Origin of the sequence: Paraburkholderia kirstenboschensis, assembly GCF_032806925.1 — a bacterium.
In the GTDB taxonomy this organism is placed as follows: Bacteria; Pseudomonadota; Gammaproteobacteria; order Burkholderiales; family Burkholderiaceae; genus Paraburkholderia; species Paraburkholderia kirstenboschensis.
Genome location: NZ_CP136511.1, coordinates 996,657 through 1,015,121 on the forward strand (window position 1 = coordinate 996,657; position 18,465 = coordinate 1,015,121).

An 18,465-nucleotide genomic window follows, 5' to 3' on the forward strand; every position below is an offset into this window, starting at 1 on the left:
CATCATGAACGCGAATCACCGGATGCCGCGCGACTGGCTGCTCGTGCTGCCGCTGGGCTTGTTCTTCATCGCGTTTGTGGGCGTGCCGCTATTGCTCGTCGCGCTGATCAGCCTGCACAACGACACCGCCATGACGCATGTCGGCATTCGCCAATACATGGTCTTCTTTGGCGACAGCTATAACCGCGGCATCCTCTGGCAAACGCTCTGGCTTGGTGTGGCGACCACGCTCGTGACGATCGTGCTCGGCTATCCGGTCGCGCATCTGTACGTGGTGAGCCCGCCGCCCTGGCGGCGCGTGTTGATCGTGCTGATCCTGCTGCCGCTTCTGACCAGTTCGGTGGTGCGCACGTTTGCGTGGGTCGTCATTCTCGGCAATGAAGGGCTGGTCAACGCGCTGCTGATGGCGCTCGGGCACACGGGCCAACCGGTCAAGCTCCTGTACACGCCGCTGGCGGTGATTTTCTCGCTTGCGCAGATCGAATTGCCGTTGATGGTGTTGCCGCTCGTCACCACGCTCACTTCGCTCGACACGCGCTTGCCCGAGGCGTCGCATGCGCTGGGCGGCAGCAGCTGGCGCACCTGGTGGAAGATCACCGTGCCGCTTGCGATGCCGGGTTTGCTCAGCGGAACCTTGCTGGTGTTTACCGGCGCGGTCAGCGCGTTCGTGGTTCAAACCCTGGTGGGCGGCGGCCAGCTGATGTACATGCCGTTCTACATCTACGAACAGGCCATCCAGACGCAGAACTATCCGTTTGCAGCGACGCTTGCCGTGATTCTGCTGGCAAGCGTGCTGTTCGTGGTGACCTTGCTCAACTATTTTGGCCGCAAGACCAGAGGATTCGTCCATGGCTAGATCCACGCTTGCCGCGCCGGGGCTCATGCCAGCGCGCCGCTCCCATCAGGGCCGCCTGTCGTTCCATGCAGTGATGGGATTCTTGGGTGGCATCGGTCTGTTGATGCTGATCGGGCCCACGTTGATCGTGCTGGTGACGTCGCTCACGTCGGGCTACTCGCTGAAGTTTCCGCCGCCGGGGCTGTCATTGCGCTGGTATCGAGCGCTGATCTTTGATTCGCCGGAGATCATTGACGATCTGCTGTTGAGCCTGAAGCTGGCTGCCGCTGCAACCGCCTGCGCGACCGTGCTGGCGGTCGCCGCCGCGGTGACGCTCGCGCGCCGGCGTACCTTCGGCGTGCGACTGCTCGATTCGTTTTTCATGGCGCCGCTGACCATTCCGTCGCTGGCGCTGGGGTTGGGTATCCTGATCCTGTTCAACCTCGAAAGCGCCGGGCTCTCGTTCTACAGTCTGCTCGCCGGACATATCGCGCTGTGCGCACCGTATGTGCTGTACACGACCTCGGCCAGTTATGCGCAGCTCGATCCGGCGCTGCTCGACAGCTCGACCTGCCTCGGCGCGGGCGGCTGGTTCACGTTCCGCCGCGTCGTACTGCCGGCGCTGGTGCCGGGCATTGCATCGGGAGCGTTCATCGCGTTCATGAATTCGTTCGATAACGTCGCGCTGTCGCTATTCCTCTCGGACGCGCGCTCCGAAGTGTTGCCGATCCACCTGTGGCACATCATCGAGGACAGCCTCGACGTGCGGGCGGCCGCGGCCTCGGGCGTACTGATTATCGCCACCTTGATTTCCATGCTGCTGATGGAGCGGCTCACCGGCTTGTCCCGGCAATTTCGCTAACCGTTGCAGCCAAGACCGTCATTCGAACAGGCAGAAACCGTGCGCAAGATACTCTCCAACGTCAGGGCATTACACGGCACCCAACAGCGCTATGAGGAGCGGCGGGTGGACGTCGTGATCGAAGGCGAGCGCATCGCCGCCATCGTGCCGGGCGGCAGCGCGACCGACGGCGAACGCATACCGCTCGACGACTGCCTGCTGGTGCCGGGGCTTATCAATGGCCATCAACATTCGCATGAGCATTTTCACAAGGGACGGCTCGAAAACCTGCCGCTCGAGTTGTGGATGCACTACGTTCGCGCGCCGCGCCCCGTGAAGCTGACGCCGCGCCAGGTCTATCTGCGAACGCTGATTGGCGCGCTCGAATCGCTGCGCAGCGGCACAACCACGCTCGTCGACGATGTGAGCCTCGGTCAGGCCATTGACCCCGCCGCCGTCGACGCTATCTTCCAGGCCTACGAGGACGCGGGAATTCGCGCGCTCGTGGGGTTCTCGATGATGGATCGCGCGATCGTCGATAACTTCCCGGAGGTCGACAGCATCTTCCCGCCCGCGCTGCTTGCGCAACTACGTGCGCAGCCGCGGCCCTCTCCCGATGCGTTCTTCGCGCTGCTGGAAAGCGAGTTGGGCCATCACCATCCCCAGCATGATCGGGTGGGCATGCTGCTCGCCCCTTCCGCACCGCAGCGCTGCACGCCAGAATTTCTCGCGCGTTGCCGCGAATTCGCCGACACCCATGATCTGCCGGTCATCATCCACGTTCAGGAAACCCGCTTGCAGGTGGTAACGGCGCAAGCCTTCTACGGCAAGTCCATGGTGATGCGCCTTGCCGAACTCGAATTTCTGCGGCCAGGCACGTCCCTGATCCACGCGGTCTGGTTGTCGGATGCGGAGATCGCGTGTCTGGTTCGGTCGGGTGCGAGCGTGCAGCACAATCCATGGAGCAATCTGATGCTCGGCTCGGGCATTCAACCGGTGCGAGCGCTGCTCGATGCAGGCGTCAACGTGAGTCTCGGCTCCGACGGCTGCGCGTCGACGGTCACCGTCAATATGCTCAACGTGCTTGGCAGCGCCGCAGCGGTGTCGAAGATACGCGGCGACGATTATTCGCGCTGGTTGTCCGCAGCTGAAGCGCTGCATGCGGGGACAATTGGCGGCGCGACGGCGCTCGGACTAGGCAGCCAGCTCGGTGCAATCGAGCCGGGTTATCGCGCCGACCTGGTCGCTTACCGGACTGACGTGATCAGCTTCGCGCCGTTAACCGATCCGGTGCGACAACTGGTGTATGCCGAGCGCGGCGCCGCTATCGACAGCGTGTTTGTCGCGGGCGAGGCAGTCATGCGGAACGGACGACTCACGCGCGTCGATGAAGGCGCGCTGCTGCGGGAGATCAACGCCGCTTACCAGGCACTGGGCAGAGAGTTCGACCTCGCGGATGAATCCGTCGCGCCGCTGCGCGCGGAGATGGAGAAGGTCTACGCGCGCGCCCAGGCGCTGCAGACCGACTGGCAACCTCATGCAGCGAAACTGGCCGGTTGACGACGACGGACTCCTGCACCAGGCAATCCAGATGCCAGCTGGTGCCGGGGTTGCGACGCGCAGCTTTGCGGGGCCCCATACGTTGACGTACACATTGCGAATTTCGTCCGCCTACAATCGTTCGATGCCATTCTGAGGGCCCGACGGCACACAAGATGTTTGATAAGCCAATACTGGACACTAACGCGCGCCCCACCTATCTCGCGTTGGCCGACGAACTGATTCGCTACGATACGACGAGCAGCCGCTCGAATCTCGGCCTGATCGAAACGATCCGGGACCGCCTTCGAGCCCATTACGTAGAAACGCTGCTGGTCTATGACAGGGCGAGGCAAAAAGCAAATCTGTTCGCGACACTGCCGGCCTTTAACGGGGAGACGAATGGCGGCGTCGTGCTGTCCGGGCACACCGACGTCGTTCCCGTAACCGGCCAGAATTGGTCAAGCGATCCCTTCGATCCGACCATCCGCGGCGATCGGCTCTACGGCCGCGGCTCGTGCGACATGAAAGGTTTTATCGCGGTGACGCTCGGCCTGTTGCCCGACATCCAGAAGCGGCGGCTGCGCGAGCCTATTCATTTCGCCTTCTCTTTCGACGAGGAGGTCGGCTGTCTCGGTGCGCCCCTGCTTCTGGCTGAACTCGCGGAACGCGGCATTCGGCCGGCAGGCTGCATCGTCGGCGAACCGACCAGCATGCGGCCCGTCGTCGCTCACAAGGGTAACAACGCCTACCGATGCTGCGTGAAGGGCGTGGCCGCCCATTCGTCGCGCACGCCTAGCGGCGTCAACGCGATCGAATATGCCGCGCGCCTGATCTGCCGGATCCGCGATACCGCCGATGCCCTGCGTCGCAACGGCCCGTTCGATCGCGCATTCGACGTACCGTATTCGACGGCGCAAACCGGCCTGATCAAGGGCGGAGTCGCCGTCAACACGATTCCCGAAGATTGCGAATTCTTCTTCGAATATCGCAACCTGCCGTCAGAAGATCCAGAACGCTTTTTCGAACAGATCGCCCGCTACGCCCGCGAGCAACTGGAACCGGAGATGCGCGCGGTGGCCGGCGAGGCGTCGATCTCGTTTGAAAAGGTCGGCACGACCCTGGCGCTCGACAGCGCGGAACAAGCCGCCGTCACGCAACTCGTGCGGACCCTGTGCAACGACTTCGAGACACGCAAGGTGACCTACGGTACCGAGGCCGGCCTGTTCTCGCAGGCTGGCATTCCGACTGTCATCTGCGGCCCTGGCAGCATCGACGATGCCCACAAGGCGGACGAATCCGTCGAGTTGTCGCAACTCGCGGCATGCGACCACTTCCTGCGGCAGGTTCTCGACACGCTCACCGCGCATTGAAGCACGCCGACGTCACTGGCCATCGAACAGGATCGCCTCCAGATCGTCGTGCTCTTCCGCGGGCTCATGCAACCGGAGCGTGGCTTCGATATGTTCGAGATGCTCGATCATCACTTTTTGCGCCAGCTTCAGATTGCCCGCTTCCAGTGCATCGATCAGGCGCGTATGTTCGTCATGCGGACACGCCTTCGCCGTCGGCGCGTTGTAGAGCAGGATGGTCAGGCACGTGAGCATCTGCAGGCCGCGCATCGTACGCTCGACGAAGCGATTGCCCGACACCTGCGCGAGCATCACGTGGAATTCGCCTGAAAGCCGTACCGTGGCGCGCCGGTCATCACGCTTACGGGCCTCGTGTTCCTGTGCCACATGCGCGCGCAAACGCGCCAGGTCTTTCTTCGTCGCGCAACGGCACACCTTTTCGATGATCGGCAATTCGATCTGACGCCGCGCCTCGAACAGCTCGCGCGCCTCCTCCACCGTCGGGCTCGCAACAAAAGCGCCGCGATGCGGCACGATCGTCACGACAAGTTCGTGTGCCAGTTGCTGCAACACCGAGCGCACCGTGGTCCGGCTCACGTTGAAAATACTGGCGAGCCGGTCTTCGGAGAGCTTCGTGCCGGGCTGCAGCCGATGCTCCGAAATCGCATTCATCAAGCGCTCGTAAATCACGTGGCGATGCGCGCCGTCGAAGGAGCCAGCCACTTCGTTTTCGGCCGTCTTCACCCTCTTCTTATCAGTCGGCATGAAAGGGTCCTAATAATGAATTGAATCACGACAAGGGCAACGTGCGCGGTTGACTACACCAATTGCACTGCCTCGACGCAGTGCAGATTATCGCCGATGTGCACACAAGTTATATGCCAGATTGTATTTTTGTTGCGAAAGCAAATTGTACGACTATGTCCGTCCTTCCTTGCAAGTCAAGCTAAAGATGGCTTGAACGCATGATGCCCAGCCACTGTGCCGAGCGCGACATGAAGGTGCGAAATCAGCCTTTCGGCCACATTGTGGTGCGTTTTTCGAAGACAGGATGAGACATAATTGTGTACAACTTTTGCGTTTTATTAAAAACAATATCCTCAACACCCTGTAAACAAAGCGATGCGCTTGAGCGCACACGAAGCCCCGCTCGCTGGCACGGTCTTCGCTAAAGGTCGTCAAGCCCTCGCGGGCGACAGCCATCCGCCGCGCGACTCCCCTGACGCCCTAGATCCTGTCATGCAAAAACTGCTCCTGGCGCACGGCAGTGCGCTTTCCAATCTCGCGTTGTTCGTTGCGGTCGATACCGGCCTGTTCGAGCGTCATGGCCTGCAGGTCGAAGCACCGCCGCTGGCACATTTCAGCTCCACCGCCGCTTTGCTGAGAAGCGGAGAGGCTGATCTCGGCACCACTGGCTTTACACAGCCGCTGGTCGATCATGCCCGGCCCGACCCACTGCGCATTGTCGGTGGCAGCGGCAAGCTCGGCATGGCGCTCGTGGGGCAGCCGGGCCTGTCGATGAGCGATCTGCGCGGCCAGCGTGTAGGAACTTTCCCCGACGATCCAATGGAAGTCCTGCTGCACGATGCACTGCGGGTACACGGCATGGACGCCATGCAGATCGAACGCGTACTGTACCCGTCGCTCGCCGAGGCGCTCGGCGAGCTGACCGCCGGCCGCCTCGCGGCGCTGACGTTGATCGAACCCTGGATTTCTCGCCTTCGGCTGCGCGGCTTCCAGGTGTTGTGCGACGGTTTGCACGCCTGGGGCAGCGACTATCCCGACACGCTGCTCGTCGCCCGCAAGAGTTTTCTCGACGCGCATCCTGAGATCATCCGCGCGGCCTTACGCGCGATGCTCGATGCGCAGGAAGCAATCACGAACAATCCCCACGAGGCCCTGCGCGCCAGCGCGTACCGCTACCCCGAATTCACGCTCGACGAACTGCTGGCCGGCATCGTAGCGCAGCCGCCGATCATCGATATTCGCCCGCTTCGCGAGTGCATTCTCGCACGTGCCCGGTCGCTGGAAGCGCTCGGACGAATGCAGGTTTCAGGCTCGATCGGAGAGATTTTCAGCTTCGACCTGCTGGCACAGACGCTCGCGCAGTCGCCTGCGGAAACTTTCATCTCCCCATCTGCCGTTCAATCTCTCTAAGGACCACGCGATGTTCAGGAAATTTGTTCAGCAAGACCAGAATGGTTACCCATTGACCGAACTCGGCAATACGCGACGCGAATTCCTGATGCGCGGTGCGTGTCTGGCCGGCGCCGCGGCGTTGGGCGGTGCCTATCTTCCACAGGCCATGGCGGCCGGACCGCTGACCCTCAAGGCGACGCACGGTACGGGTCTCTGCAATTGTCCGTTCTTTCTCGTCAAGGAACGCAATCTCGCGCAGGGCGTCACGCTCGACTTCGTGACGACACCGTCGAACGCCGACATCGCCGCGCTGTTCGGCGCGGGCGTGGTGGATGTGTCTGTCGTTCCGTACACCAACTTCATGACGCTCTACGATGCCGGCGCACCGATCAAGATCGTCGCAGGTTCGGGTGTACAGGGCTGCGTGATCGTCGCGCAGCCGGGCATCACGTCGGCGGCGCAACTGCGTGGCAAAACCATCGGCACATTCCAGGCCGATACGCTCGAAATGTTGCCCTACGACTACCTGAAGAAAGCCGGCATGAGCTTCGCCGACGTGAAGGTGCGCTACTTCGGCACGTCGCCGGAGCTGGCGCAGGCTTTTATCGCCGGGAACGTCGATGCGATGTGCCACATCGAGCCTTACGCAACGCAGGCATTAAAAGCACGGCCGGGCTCCGTGCAACTCTCGAACGGCGTTGACGTGTACGGCGCGAACTACAGCGACTGTGTTCTCGCCGTGCGCAGCAAGCTACTACAAGAAAACCGCGGTGCGGTGAAGGCGCTGATCAAGGCGATGATGGTCGGGCAGCATCAGGAAGAACTGGACCGCGCCTCGGCCGTCAAGGACACCGTCGGCAAGTACTTCAAAACGAGCTACGACGCCACGCTCGACGCGGCCGCGAAACAGCCAGCGATGATCGATCAGCGCAGCAACCAGAATTTCATCCTGCAGCGCGCGCAGAATCTGAAGGACCTGCGCTATATCAAGCGACTGCCTGGCCCTGACATGTTCGACTGGGGGCCGCTCACTGAGGTGATCAAGGAAAACGGCGATCTCTATGGCCAGCTCAAGCTGAAATCCGCATGAAAGCCGATCCGACGACCCTCTTCGCGCACCGGCGCGTGGTGCGTCCGGCAGCAAGTGGCCGGCCACGCTCCAACCTCGTCCGGCGACTTGTGCCGCTTGGCTGGGGAGTCGCCTCGCTGGCGTGCTTCATCGCCGCATGGGAACTGGCATGGGCGGCAGGCTGGGCAGATCCGCTTCTGTTGCCGCCGCCGCACATCTTCCTGCGCAACTTCGCATCGCAAGCGCAGTACTTCATCCCAACCGATGTGATTGGCGAGACTTCCAACACGACCGCACTCAAGTCACTCGCAATGACCATCGTCGCGTCGACGTTGCGGGTGTTGAGCGGCCTGGTGCTGGGCTTCGTGTGCAGCGTGGCGATGGGCGTCGCGATCCGCTACTTCCGGCTGTTCGGCAACCTCACCTTGCCGACGATCACGCTACTGGCGCCCATCTCGCCGATTGCGTGGCTGCCGGTCGCGATCTTCCTGTTCGGAATCGGCAATGCGCCAGCCGTCTTCATGGTCTTCATCTCGCTCTTTTTCGTCATGACCGTCTCGACGATCAGCCAGATCGACAACGTCAGCCGCAACCACCTTAACGTTGCCGCCGTGATGGGCGCGACACGCGCGCAGACGTTCCGTCATGTGATCCTGCCGGCCATTTTGCCATCGCTCTTCATGGTGCTGCGCATGAACCTGTTCGGCGCGTGGATGGTCGTACTGGTGGCGGAAGCGACCGGCGTCGGCAGCGGGCTCGGCCAGGTCGTCATGCTCGCGCGCAATACCTTCAACTCGAGCCTGTCGTTCTTCACGATGACCCTGATCGGCGTCACCGGCTTCGCCTTCGACGTTGCGCTGCGAATCGTCCAGAGCAAGGTGCTGTTCTGGGTGCCCAATAACGGTCTGGGGAAATGATATGAGCCAGAACAAATCAGCTTCCGCGCAACCGCCGCTCGTCACCTGCAAGGGCGTCGGCAAAACATGGCAGACAGACGGCGCACCATTCGTTGCCTTGTGTGATATCGACCTGGATATCGCTCGCCGCGAATTCGTCGTGTTCCTTGGTCCAAGCGGGTGCGGCAAAAGCACCCTGCTCTATCTGATCTCAGGCCTGGAACAGGTATCCAGCGGTCGCATCATGTGCGGCGGCGCCGAGGTGAGCGGACCGGGCACGGACCGTGGACTCGTCTTCCAGGACGCCTCGCTCTTCCCGTGGCTGAGCGTGGGCGAAAACATCACCTTCGGCCTGAAAATGCAGCACATGCCCAAAGAAAACCGGCGGCGCATCGCAGAGGAAATTCTCGAGCGTGTCGGCTTGTCCGAAGCCATCGACAAACGGCCCGACCAGCTCTCGGGCGGCATGCGCCAGCGTGTAGCAGTGGGACGCGCACTCGCGCTGAAACCCGAGATACTGCTGCTCGACGAGCCGTTCGCCGCGCTGGACGTGCAAACGCGCGCCAAGATGCAGGACTTCCTGATCCAGGTCTGGCAACGAAGCAATGTATCGATGGTCTTCGTCACTCACCACATCGACGAAGCGATCGCGCTCGCCGACCGCATTGTCGTGTTTACGGCACGCCCGGGGCGCATCAAGACCATCATTCCGGTCGATCTTCCTCGTCCGCGAGACACGCGCAGCCGGGCGTTCCACGATCTCAGCGTCCACCTGACCGACCTGATGCGCGACGAAGTCGATCGCGCCTTCGCCGAGCAGGAGCGGGTCCGATGAATCGGCTGGTAACCCTGCGCACACTTCGGGTCGCGGCACTGCAATTGCCTCCCTGCACGACTGATCTTGCCAGAAACGAGGCCGTGGCATTTGCCGCCGTGCACGCCGCCGCCGATGATGGCGCCCAGTTGATCGTCTTGCCCGAGCTCTCGATGGTGCCGTACTTCGCGAGCGCGCCGGGCGGGCAATATCGTGACTGGGCGGAGCCCGCCGACGGTCCCCTCGCCGCACGGTGCGCCGCGCTGGCCAGGCAGCGTGGCATTGCGCTGTTCGTACCGTTCTACGAAATCGATCGGGCTAGTGGCCGGTATCACAACGCCGTGCTCGGCTTCGACGCCGACGGCAATCCGCTGCGCGCCGGTCCGGTTGCGCGCAAGCTTCATCTACCTGTCGGCGACGACCCGCCGCCCGGCTACGACGAAGCCGCGCACTTCACGCCTGGCGACGCACTGCACGTCGTGCAGGTAGGCGCGTGGCGCATCGGCGTTCTGGTCTGCTACGACCGCCGCTTTCCAGAATGCTGGCGCGCGTTGCGTGCGGCCGGCGCCGATCTCGTCATCGTGCCCGTCGCCGGCAGCGGTGGCGACGATATGGATTTCTTCGTCGGGGAGCTGCGCACGCACGCGCGGGAAAATGGGCTAGCAGTCGTTTGCGCGAACAAGATCGGTGACGAATTCCTCGATGGAGTGCGCATCGACAACTATGGCGAGTCGTGTGTGATTGCCGCCGACGGCGCTGTACTCGCCCGCCGGCCCGGCAACGAAGGACCTGGCATCGTCAGCGCGACGCTCGCGCATGCAGAGATCGCGGCGACCCGCGAAAAGCTGTCTTACTTCGATCATCGGCGTGTCGATCTATACGACACACCATCGTTCTGAAACACTCCTCCATTCAGGTAAAAGCAACCATGTCCGAAACATTGATTGTCGCTGGCTGGATCGTCAAGGGCGTCGCCGACCGGCACACCGCAGAGGTCATCCGCGACGGCGCGCTGTATCAACGCGATGGCGTCATCGTCGAGATCGGCGATGCGCAGCAGCTGATCGCAAAGTATCCGAACGCGCCGCGTCTCGGCTCGCCCGATACGGTGTTGCTGCCTGGCTTCGTCAACAGTCACCATCACGTCGGCCTGACGCCGCTGCAACACGGTTCTCCGGATCACGCACTGGAACTGTGGTTTGCAAGCCGGATGGGTACGCGCGAGATCGATCTCTATCTCGACACGCTCTACTCCGCGTTCGAAATGATCGCGTCCGGCATTACCACGGTGCAGCACATCCACGGTTGGCGGCCGGGTCCTTTGTCGTCGATACATGAAGCCGCTTCAGGCGTTCTGAAGGCCTATCAGGACATCGGTATGCGCGCGTCGTACAGCTTCGCCGTGCGCGAGCAGAATCTGCTTGTCTATGAAGCCGATGAACACTTCGTCAAGCGCCTGCCGGCCGACATCGGGGCGAAGCTCGCCGCGCATCTGAAAGCGCAGCGGGTCCCGCTGGCCGACCATCTGCAGTTGTTCGACATGCTGACACAGGACAACGAAGGCCAATCGCTGACCCGGATTCAGCTTGCACCTGCCAACCTGCACTGGTGCAGCGATGAGACACTGCTTGCCATCAAGGAACGCGCCGACAAAGCCGGCGTACCGATGCATATGCATTTGCTCGAAACCGCCTATCAGAAGGAATACGCGCGCCGCCGGACGGGCAAGACGGCGGTCGCGCATCTGAACGATCTCGGCCTGCTCGGTCCGTCGCTAACCCTCGGCCATGGTGTGTGGCTGACGGAAGCAGACATCGAGATGGTCGCGCATACCGGCACCTGCATCTGCCATAACTGCAGTTCGAATCTACGTTTGCGCAGTGGCGTGGCACCCCTGAATGCGTTTGCCAAATACGGTGTGACGGTCGGCATGGGGCTCGACGAAGCGGGTATCAACGAAGACCGCGACATGTTGCAGGAGATGCGCCTCGCACTGCGCGTACACCGCACGCCGGGAATGGACGACGACGTGCCGACCTGCCCACAGATACTGAAAATGGCCACTGAGGATGGCGCTCGAACCACCCCGTTCGGCGCACAGATCGGTCGCCTGGAAACCGGACGCCTGGCCGATCTGGTGTTGATGAACTGGAAAACTGCAACGTATCCGTATCAGGACGACAACATTCCCATGCTGGATGCGCTCATGCAGCGTGCCAAGACGAACGCCGTCGATGCCGTGATGATTGCCGGCGAAGTGGTGTACCGGGATGGCCGGTTCACGCGCGTGGATCGCGATGCGATCCTCAACGAGATCGAACAGACGCTCGCGAAGCCGCGCAACGAGCGCAAGCAGGCGGAGCGGGAATTGGGCGCGGCAGTGTTTCCCTATGTAAAGGCGTTTTACGCCGACTACTTCGCCGAAACGCCGCCGCGTCAGCCGTTTTACGCTCCTTCATCCCGAAACTGATGGATCGAATGACAACGCAAGCCCTTTTGGAAGCGATCGACGATCGCTTCCACGCCGAAGTCGAATTTCTGGCCGCGCTCGTTCGCGAGCCCTCCGACAACCCGTCCGGCGACTGTGCGGGTCACGCCGATCTGACCGCCCGCGCGCTGGAAGGGCTCGGCTTTGAAGTTGAGCGATACATCGTGCCGGCAGACGCTGTCGCTCAGGCTGGCATGATCAGCGTGACGAACCTGGTGGTTCGGCATCGCTTCGGTGACGGTCCGACGATTGCACTGAACGCACACGGCGGGCTCTGTCAACTTGGCGGACATAGACTACCTGCGCAGGTAAAGCGTAGTTATCCTTATCAGATAACATCCTCGACTGCCGCAGTAACAGTCCAACCATGCGATGTGGCGAAGCGTCCTTTGAGTACGGCACGATGACATGCTGCGTTCATTTGATGTCTGGGCAACGCAAAGTGTTGCCTGATTGGGCCGAAGCATGAGAGGAATGCCTGCGTGCGACGCGCATCGCGAAAGCCGCACATCTGGCGTTCGCGCCTACGGGCCGTCTGGTGGCTGTTCTCGGCACGGTTGTTCACGCGTGCAGCCGCTTTGACGAAGACGTGCTTCACATGAGCGAGCTCGGGAATGTCAGCCTTTGCTGCTGGATAGCTGCGCAGCTGGTCGGTAACGATCTTGCGCGGCAGCGGGTTTGAACGCAGCACCCGCCGGAAGAAACGCTTTGCCGCAGCCTTGTCGCGTCGCTTTTGCACCAGCACGTCGAGTTCGGCACCATGCTCGTCGACCGCTCGCCACAACAGATACGGCTCGCCGCGCAGCATCACGAACATTTCGTCCAGATGCCATGTGCTGCCCGGCTTGCGCCGCGCCGCTTTGGCACAATGGGCGAATCGAGCGCCGAACTTGTCGCACCAGCAACGGATCGTTTCGTATGTGACCACGACACCACGCTCGAGCAACAATTCCTCAATGTCGCGAAGGCTCAGGCTGAACCGGAAATACCAGCGAACCGCGCAGCTGATGACGACGGCTGGGAAGCGGTGACCGTGATAAAGCGATTTCGTTTTCTTCATCACTTCATTCTACCGCCGCCTCCCCGTCAAGCTGACACAGCCTTCCCGAGGTAACTTGCTGGCGTGTCGTATCAGCGCGTCAACCACAGCCTCAGAATCCTTGCTGGCGCCTTTTACCAGCATCACGAATCGACTTTGACGTTCGACGAGAGTTGCAATCTGGCTCGTAGCGTTGCCATACAGCAAGTCACCTTCCCAGTGCCCGGGTATTGCGCGATCCTCCGCCGTAGCGGGGCGTTCACTGATCGATACGGCGTCGCGAATGTTCGTGCGTCCCTCAGTTTTCAGTGTGTGATGACGGGACCGGCGCATGGTTCGAGAGCGTCGCAAGTGCTCAAGCAATTCCTTTTTCAGGGGGCTCTGTTGCAAATAGGGTCGGCGAATCGGTTAGAGTTGTCGGAGCAAAACGAACTGATGACCCGCGATGAGCAAGCTGAAGAGTCTGGAGGAGTTGTTCGGTGGACGCCATTTTGATCGGGAGATCATCATCCTGTGCGTTCGCTGGTATCTGCGCTACAAGCTCAGCCTGCGCGATCTGGTGGAGATGATGGCCGAACGGGGATTATCGCTGGCTCACACGACGATCCTGCGCTGGGTGAGACGTTATACGCCCGAGTTCGTCAAACGCTGGAACCGCTTTGCTACGCCAGCTGGTCGCTCGTGGCGCGTCGACGAGACCTACCTGAAGATTCGCGGCAAATGGGTGTACCTGTACCGGCCGGTGGATCGGGCTGGCCAGACGGTGGACTTCATACTTAGGGCGAGGCGCGACGTGGCCGTGGCCAAAGCCTTTTGCAGCAAGGCTATCAGGCATCAGGGCCGGTCGCCGGAGACCATCACGCTCGATGGCTATGCAGCCTCGCACCGCGCGGCGCGCGAGATGAAGGCCGATGGTCTGCTGCCCGAAGACACGAAGGTCCGGTCCTCAAAATATCTGAACAACGTGATCGAACAGGACCATCGTCGCATCAAATCCAGAACCAACGTGATGCTTGGATTCAAGCGGTTCAGGAGCGCCGCGACCACAATTTCAGGTATCGAATTGTCGCATCGCATTCGCAAGGGCCAGTTCGATCTCACGGAGCTCGGCCTCAAGAAGGCTACCGCGCCCGCCGTATGGAATGCAGTCCTGTCCGCTCGATAAGGTATCCTTCCGATAGGAAACGTCTCAACCTGCTTTCCTATTTGCACCAGAACCTCACGCAGATCATAGTCATCCCGGACTTGGCGAGCCCCACCATAACGTCGAGCACCTCCTTGATCATCTCCGGGTCGAGCGCCGACGTGGGCTCGTCGAACAACATCACCTTGGGGCGCATGCAAAGGCTGCGGGCGATCGCCACGCGCTGCTGCTGGCCGCCGGAGAGCTGTCCGGGGTACTTTTTCGCCTGCTCCGGGATGCGCACGCGCTCGAGATATTCCATCGCCGCCTGCTCCGCCGCCTTGCGCGGCATCTTGCGAACCCACATCGGCGCCAGCACGCAGTTCTCCAGGACCGTGAGATGGGGAAACAGAATGAAGTGCTGGAACACCATGCCCACTTCGCTGCGGACCTTCTCGATGTTCTTCACGTCGCTCGTGAGCTCCACGCCGTCGACGACGATCCTGCCGCGCTGGTGTTCCTCCAGGCGGTTGATGCAGCGGATCATCGTGGACTTGCCCGAGCCCGAAGGTCCGCTGATGACGATGCGCTCGCCCTTGACGACGCGCACATTAATGTCCCTGAGCGCGTGAAACTTCTCGTACCATTTGTGCACGCCCTGTAGCTCGACCATGGCCGAGCCGGCGCTCGCGGCGTTCGCCGCCGAATCGACGGCTTGTACGGCAGTCATGTGCTTCTCCTCATCGGCCCTCAGCGCCGCCGGTAACCTGTCTGCAGTTTCTTCTCGAGCCACTGGCTGTAGCGCGACATGCTGAAACAGAAGGCCCAGTAGATGCATCCCGCAAACACGTATCCTTCAGTCGAAAACCCGAGCCAGTTGGGGTCGGCATTGGCGGCTTGAATGCTGCCGAGCAGGTCGAACAGGCCGATGATGAGCACCAGGCTCGTGTCCTTGAAGAGCCCGATGAACGTGTTCACGATGCCTGGGATCACCAGCTTGAGCGCCTGGGGCAGGATGACCAGCGCTGTCGACTTCCAGAAGCCCAGGCCCAGGGAGGCGGCGGCCTCGAACTGGCCCCTCGGAATCCCCTGCAGGCCGCCGCGCACCACCTCCGCCATGTAGGCGGACGCGAACAGCACTACTCCGATCAGGGCGCGCAAGAGCTTGTCGAAATCCAGACCCTCGGGCAGGAAGAAGGGCAACATCACCGACGACATGAACAGCACGGTGATGAGCGGCACCCCGCGCACGAGCTCGATGAACGCCACGCACAGGGCCTTGAGAACCGGCATGTGCGTGGCACGCCGGCCGAGCGCGAGGACGATTCCCAGCGGCAGCGCCGCCACCATGCCGACGATGGCGATCACCAGCGTGAGCGACAGTCCGCCCCATTCGCTCGTCTCGACGTGCGTAAGGCCGAACCGACCGCCGACCAGAAGGTAGAACGCGACGATCGGATAGACTACGAGCAGCACGACAACCAGCCACCGCTTCAGCGCAAAGCGCTTGAAGAACAACGGCACGATGAGCGCGCCCAGCAGCGCGATAGCAAGGTTCACCCGCCACTGCTGGGCGACCGGATAGAAGCCGTACATGAACTGGTTGAGACGCACGTGGATGAATACCCAGCACGCGCCGGCCCTCGAGCAGTCCGCGCTGCGGGTGCCCCTCCAGTCGGCGTTGATCATTGCCCACTCGACGAGTGGCGGCACCGCGCGGTAGAGGAAGTAGAGGGCGAGCAGCGTGAGCGCGCCGTTCAAGGGCGAGTCGAAGAGGTTCTTGCGCAGCCAGCCCAAGGCCCCAATCGAAGCGGACGGCGGAGGCAGGTCGGCGTGGCGCTGCTGCGGGGTCGTCATGGCCTAGCGCTCCACCAGCGCCATCCGCGCGTTGTACCAGTTCATGAACAGCGAGATCACGAAACTGATCGCGAGATAGACGGCCATGGTCATCGACATCACCTCGACGGCCTGGCCCGTCTGGTTCAGGGTAGTCCCGGCGAAGAGCGACACCAGGTCGGGGTAGCCGATCGCCGTGGCAAGTGAGGAGTTCTTGGTGAGGTTCAGGTACTGGCTCGTGAGCGGCGGGATCGTGACCCGCATCGCCTGCGGAATGACCACGAGCCGCAACGTCAAGCTTGGTCGCAAACCGAGCGCGCTAGCCGCTTCCGTCTGCCCGTGAGACACCGAAAGGATGCCGGCGCGCACCGTCTCGGCGATGAAGGCGGCCGTATAGATGGAGAGCGACATCAGCAGCGCGGCGAGCTCGGGGATCAGGGCAATGCCGCCGACGAAATTGAAGCCCGCCAGCTCGGGCTTCACCCATTGGAGCGGCCGGCCGGTGAGGACGAACGCGGCGAGCGGCACGCCGACCAGCAAGACGATGCAAGCGAGATACGCCGGGAACCGCTTGCCCGTGCGCTCCTGGCGGCGCCGCGACCAGCGCGCGAGGACGACGGATGCGACGATCGCCACAAAGAACGCGACGACAGTCCACTCGAATCCGGCCAGCGCCTCAGGGCGCGGCAGGTAAAGGCCGCGCAGCGTGATGAAGACCGAGTCGCCGACGTGCAACGCCTCGCTCGGCGGCGGCAAGTTCAGGAAGACGGCGAAGTACCAGAAGAGAATCTGGACGAGCAGCGGGAGGTTGCGGAAGATTTCGATATAGGCCAATGCCAGCTTCGCCACCAGCCAGTTCCGGGACAGGCGCGCCACGCCGACGATAAAGCCGAGGATGGTGGAGCAGACGATGCCCAGTCCGGACACGAGCAGGGTGTTGAGCAGGCCGACGACGAAGGTACGCCCGTAGGTCGACGTCTCCTCGCTGTAGGGGATTAGCGACTGGTTGATGGCGAAGCCGGCGCGGTTCGAGAGGAAACCGAACCCCGTCGAGATGCCGCGCACCTCGAGGTTGTGCATTAGGTTGCGGACCAGGTAGACGCCGAGCGCGATGACACCCGCGCTCACCAGCACCTGGAACACGATTGCCCGGATCCGGGGATCGTTCCAAGGCGGCGGCCGCGGCTGCGCTACGGCAGGTTCCGGCATCGGCTCCATGGTCCGGATCGCGTCTGGTTGTTTGCCGGAGACCGGCGGACGGAGACGGCGCCGCTACACCCGCGCGCGCCCGCCCACCGAAATCCGAGGGCGCTTAGCGAACCGGCGGCGCGTACTGCAGGCCGCCCTTGTTCCACAGGGCATTCTGGCCACGGCTGATCCTGAGCGGGCTACCGGAACCGACGTTGCGCTCGAAGACCTCCCCGTAGTTGCCCACCTGCTTGACGACCTTGTAGGCCCAATCGTCGGGGACGCCCAAACCGTGCTTGATGACTTCCACGCCTAGCAGGCGCCTCACGTCCGGGTCCTTGCTCTCCTTCATCTGGTCGACGTTCGCCGAGCTCACGCCGAGCTCTTCGGCGTTCAACATCGCGAACAGGGTCCAGCGCACGACGTTGAACCACTCCACGTCGCCCTGGCGCACCGCCGGGCCGAGCGGCTCCTTGGAAATCACTTCGGGAAGCACGACGGCGCTGTCGGGATCGGCAAGCTTGATACGCAGCGCATAGAGCTGCGACTGGTCGCTGGTGAGGACATCGCAACGGCCGGCCGCGAAGGCCTTTGCGGTTTCGTCCGACGTGTCGTAGACGACGGCCTTGAACTTCATCTTATGGGCCGAGAAATAGTCCGACAGGTTCAGCTCCGTGGTCGTGCCCGATCCGACGCAGACCGTCGCGCCGTCCAGTTTGAGTGCGGATTTCACACCGAGCTTCTTCTTCACGAGGAAGCCTTGGCCGTCAATGTAGGTGATGCCGGTGAAGGCAATGCCCTGACCGCCATCGCGGGTCAGAGTCCACGTGGTGTTGCGCGAGAGGAGGTCGACCTCGCCGGACTGCAGCGCCGTGAAGCGCTCCTTGGCGGTGAGCGGCGTGTACTTCACCTTGGAGGCGTCGCCGAATACGGCAGATGCAACTGCTCGGCAAACGTCGACGTCGATACCCTTCCAAACGCCCTTCTCGTCGGCGACGGAGAATCCCGGGAGCCCGGTATTCACGCCGCATTGGACAAAGCCCTTCTTTTTCACGGCGTCGAAGGTCGCGCCGGCGTGGGCCGTGCCCGCCGCGATGCCGAAGACCACCGCCGAAGCTGCTGCGATTGCGATGCGCATTTTCATCACGTTTCTCCCCGGTTCAGGTTCCGTGAAGCAGGCAACGACGCGCGGACGCGCCGCATACACACGAATAATCCTACACCCGCGGCGTCGGACGAAATATGCGCGGTTTCCTTCATGACCCATCATCCCGGTCTCCCGAGCGAACCAGGCCGCAGCTTTTGA

17 protein-coding genes and 2 pseudogenes are annotated in these 18,465 nt (G+C 62.2%); 11 read left to right on the forward strand and 8 right to left on the reverse strand.

Annotated features, from left to right (window positions below):
* Positions 1-4 precede the first annotated feature (4 nt).
* From RW095_RS04970 to argE, 4 genes are all read left to right on the forward strand, one after another.
* Positions 5-856 (forward strand): ABC transporter permease, encoded by an 852-nt coding sequence (locus tag RW095_RS04970; RefSeq protein WP_317014886.1) that lies wholly within the window; start codon positions 5-7, stop codon positions 854-856.
* A complete protein-coding gene (locus tag RW095_RS04975) occupies positions 849-1,697 on the forward strand; it encodes an ABC transporter permease (RefSeq protein WP_317014888.1) in 849 nt (282 codons plus the stop codon). Before RW095_RS04970 ends, RW095_RS04975 begins: the two co-directional genes overlap by 8 nt.
* A 39-nt stretch (positions 1,698-1,736) precedes the next feature.
* Positions 1,737-3,236 (forward strand): amidohydrolase family protein, encoded by a 1,500-nt coding sequence (locus tag RW095_RS04980; RefSeq protein ID WP_317014889.1) that lies wholly within the window; start codon positions 1,737-1,739, stop codon positions 3,234-3,236.
* A gap of 155 nt (positions 3,237-3,391) precedes the next feature.
* Positions 3,392-4,588 (forward strand): acetylornithine deacetylase, encoded by a 1,197-nt coding sequence (gene argE, locus RW095_RS04985; RefSeq protein ID WP_317014891.1) that lies wholly within the window; start codon positions 3,392-3,394, stop codon positions 4,586-4,588.
* A 12-nt stretch (positions 4,589-4,600) separates the two neighbouring features.
* Here argE and RW095_RS04990 read toward each other — a convergent pair whose 3' ends face one another.
* The gene (locus tag RW095_RS04990; protein WP_317014892.1) at positions 4,601-5,332 is read right to left on the reverse strand and encodes a GntR family transcriptional regulator; all 732 of its coding nucleotides are present in this window, start codon (positions 5,330-5,332) and stop codon (positions 4,601-4,603) included.
* Between the two features lie 474 nt (positions 5,333-5,806).
* Between RW095_RS04990 and RW095_RS04995 the strand changes: the two genes are divergently transcribed.
* The 6 genes from RW095_RS04995 to RW095_RS05020 are packed head-to-tail and all read left to right on the forward strand — an operon-like array spanning position 5,807 to position 11,955.
* Complete coding sequence (locus tag RW095_RS04995) at positions 5,807-6,724, forward strand: ABC transporter substrate-binding protein (RefSeq protein WP_317014893.1); 918 nt, start codon at positions 5,807-5,809, stop codon at positions 6,722-6,724.
* Positions 6,725-6,734: 10 nt separating this feature from the next.
* Positions 6,735-7,796, forward strand: a complete 1,062-nt coding sequence (locus RW095_RS05000; protein ID WP_317014894.1) for an ABC transporter substrate-binding protein — start codon at positions 6,735-6,737, stop codon at positions 7,794-7,796.
* On the forward strand, positions 7,793-8,692 hold the full coding sequence (locus RW095_RS05005; RefSeq protein ID WP_317014895.1) for an ABC transporter permease: 900 nt from the start codon (positions 7,793-7,795) through the stop codon (positions 8,690-8,692). Before RW095_RS05000 ends, RW095_RS05005 begins: the two co-directional genes overlap by 4 nt.
* A gap of 1 nt (position 8,693) precedes the next feature.
* Positions 8,694-9,506, forward strand: a complete 813-nt coding sequence (locus RW095_RS05010) for an ABC transporter ATP-binding protein (protein ID WP_317014897.1) — start codon at positions 8,694-8,696, stop codon at positions 9,504-9,506.
* Positions 9,503-10,384: a carbon-nitrogen hydrolase family protein gene (locus tag RW095_RS05015; RefSeq protein ID WP_317014898.1), complete on the forward strand. Its 882-nt coding sequence runs from the start codon at positions 9,503-9,505 to the stop codon at positions 10,382-10,384. Before RW095_RS05010 ends, RW095_RS05015 begins: the two co-directional genes overlap by 4 nt.
* Before the next feature lie 29 nt (positions 10,385-10,413).
* Positions 10,414-11,955, forward strand: a complete 1,542-nt coding sequence (locus RW095_RS05020; RefSeq protein WP_317014900.1) for an amidohydrolase family protein — start codon at positions 10,414-10,416, stop codon at positions 11,953-11,955.
* Here the strand turns inward: RW095_RS05020 and RW095_RS05025 are convergent.
* The 3 genes and pseudogenes from RW095_RS05025 to RW095_RS05035 form a co-directional block, all read right to left on the reverse strand.
* A complete protein-coding gene (locus tag RW095_RS05025) occupies positions 11,931-12,266 on the reverse strand; it encodes a hypothetical protein (RefSeq protein ID WP_317014901.1) in 336 nt (111 codons plus the stop codon). The two genes, RW095_RS05020 and RW095_RS05025, sit on opposite strands and share 25 nt — an antisense overlap.
* 35 nt (positions 12,267-12,301) lie before the next feature.
* Positions 12,302-13,033, reverse strand: coding sequence for an IS6 family transposase (locus tag RW095_RS05030; protein WP_317014903.1), 732 nt, complete (start codon positions 13,031-13,033; stop codon positions 12,302-12,304).
* A gap of 15 nt (positions 13,034-13,048) precedes the next feature.
* Positions 13,049-13,387 (reverse strand): annotated as a pseudogene (locus RW095_RS05035) (IS30 family transposase); the annotation flags it as partial.
* A gap of 79 nt (positions 13,388-13,466) precedes the next feature.
* On the opposite strand from RW095_RS05035, the gene RW095_RS05040 reads away from it, so the two are divergent.
* Positions 13,467-14,177 carry an IS6 family transposase gene (locus tag RW095_RS05040; protein ID WP_394365073.1) on the forward strand — a complete coding sequence of 237 codons (711 nt, stop codon included), beginning with the start codon at positions 13,467-13,469 and terminating at the stop codon, positions 14,175-14,177.
* Positions 14,178-14,232: 55 nt separating this feature from the next.
* Here the strand turns inward: RW095_RS05040 and RW095_RS05045 are convergent.
* From RW095_RS05045 to RW095_RS05060, 4 genes and pseudogenes are all read right to left on the reverse strand, one after another.
* Positions 14,233-14,808, reverse strand: a pseudogene (locus RW095_RS05045) (amino acid ABC transporter ATP-binding protein); the annotation flags it as partial.
* A gap of 77 nt (positions 14,809-14,885) precedes the next feature.
* Positions 14,886-15,992: an amino acid ABC transporter permease gene (locus RW095_RS05050; RefSeq protein ID WP_317014906.1), complete on the reverse strand. Its 1,107-nt coding sequence runs from the start codon at positions 15,990-15,992 to the stop codon at positions 14,886-14,888.
* A 3-nt stretch (positions 15,993-15,995) separates the two neighbouring features.
* Positions 15,996-17,189, reverse strand: coding sequence for an amino acid ABC transporter permease (locus tag RW095_RS05055; protein ID WP_317014907.1), 1,194 nt, complete (start codon positions 17,187-17,189; stop codon positions 15,996-15,998).
* Between the two features lie 94 nt (positions 17,190-17,283).
* Complete coding sequence (locus tag RW095_RS05060; RefSeq protein WP_317014908.1) at positions 17,284-18,303, reverse strand: amino acid ABC transporter substrate-binding protein; 1,020 nt, start codon at positions 18,301-18,303, stop codon at positions 17,284-17,286.
* Between the last annotated feature and the right edge of the window lie 162 nt (positions 18,304-18,465).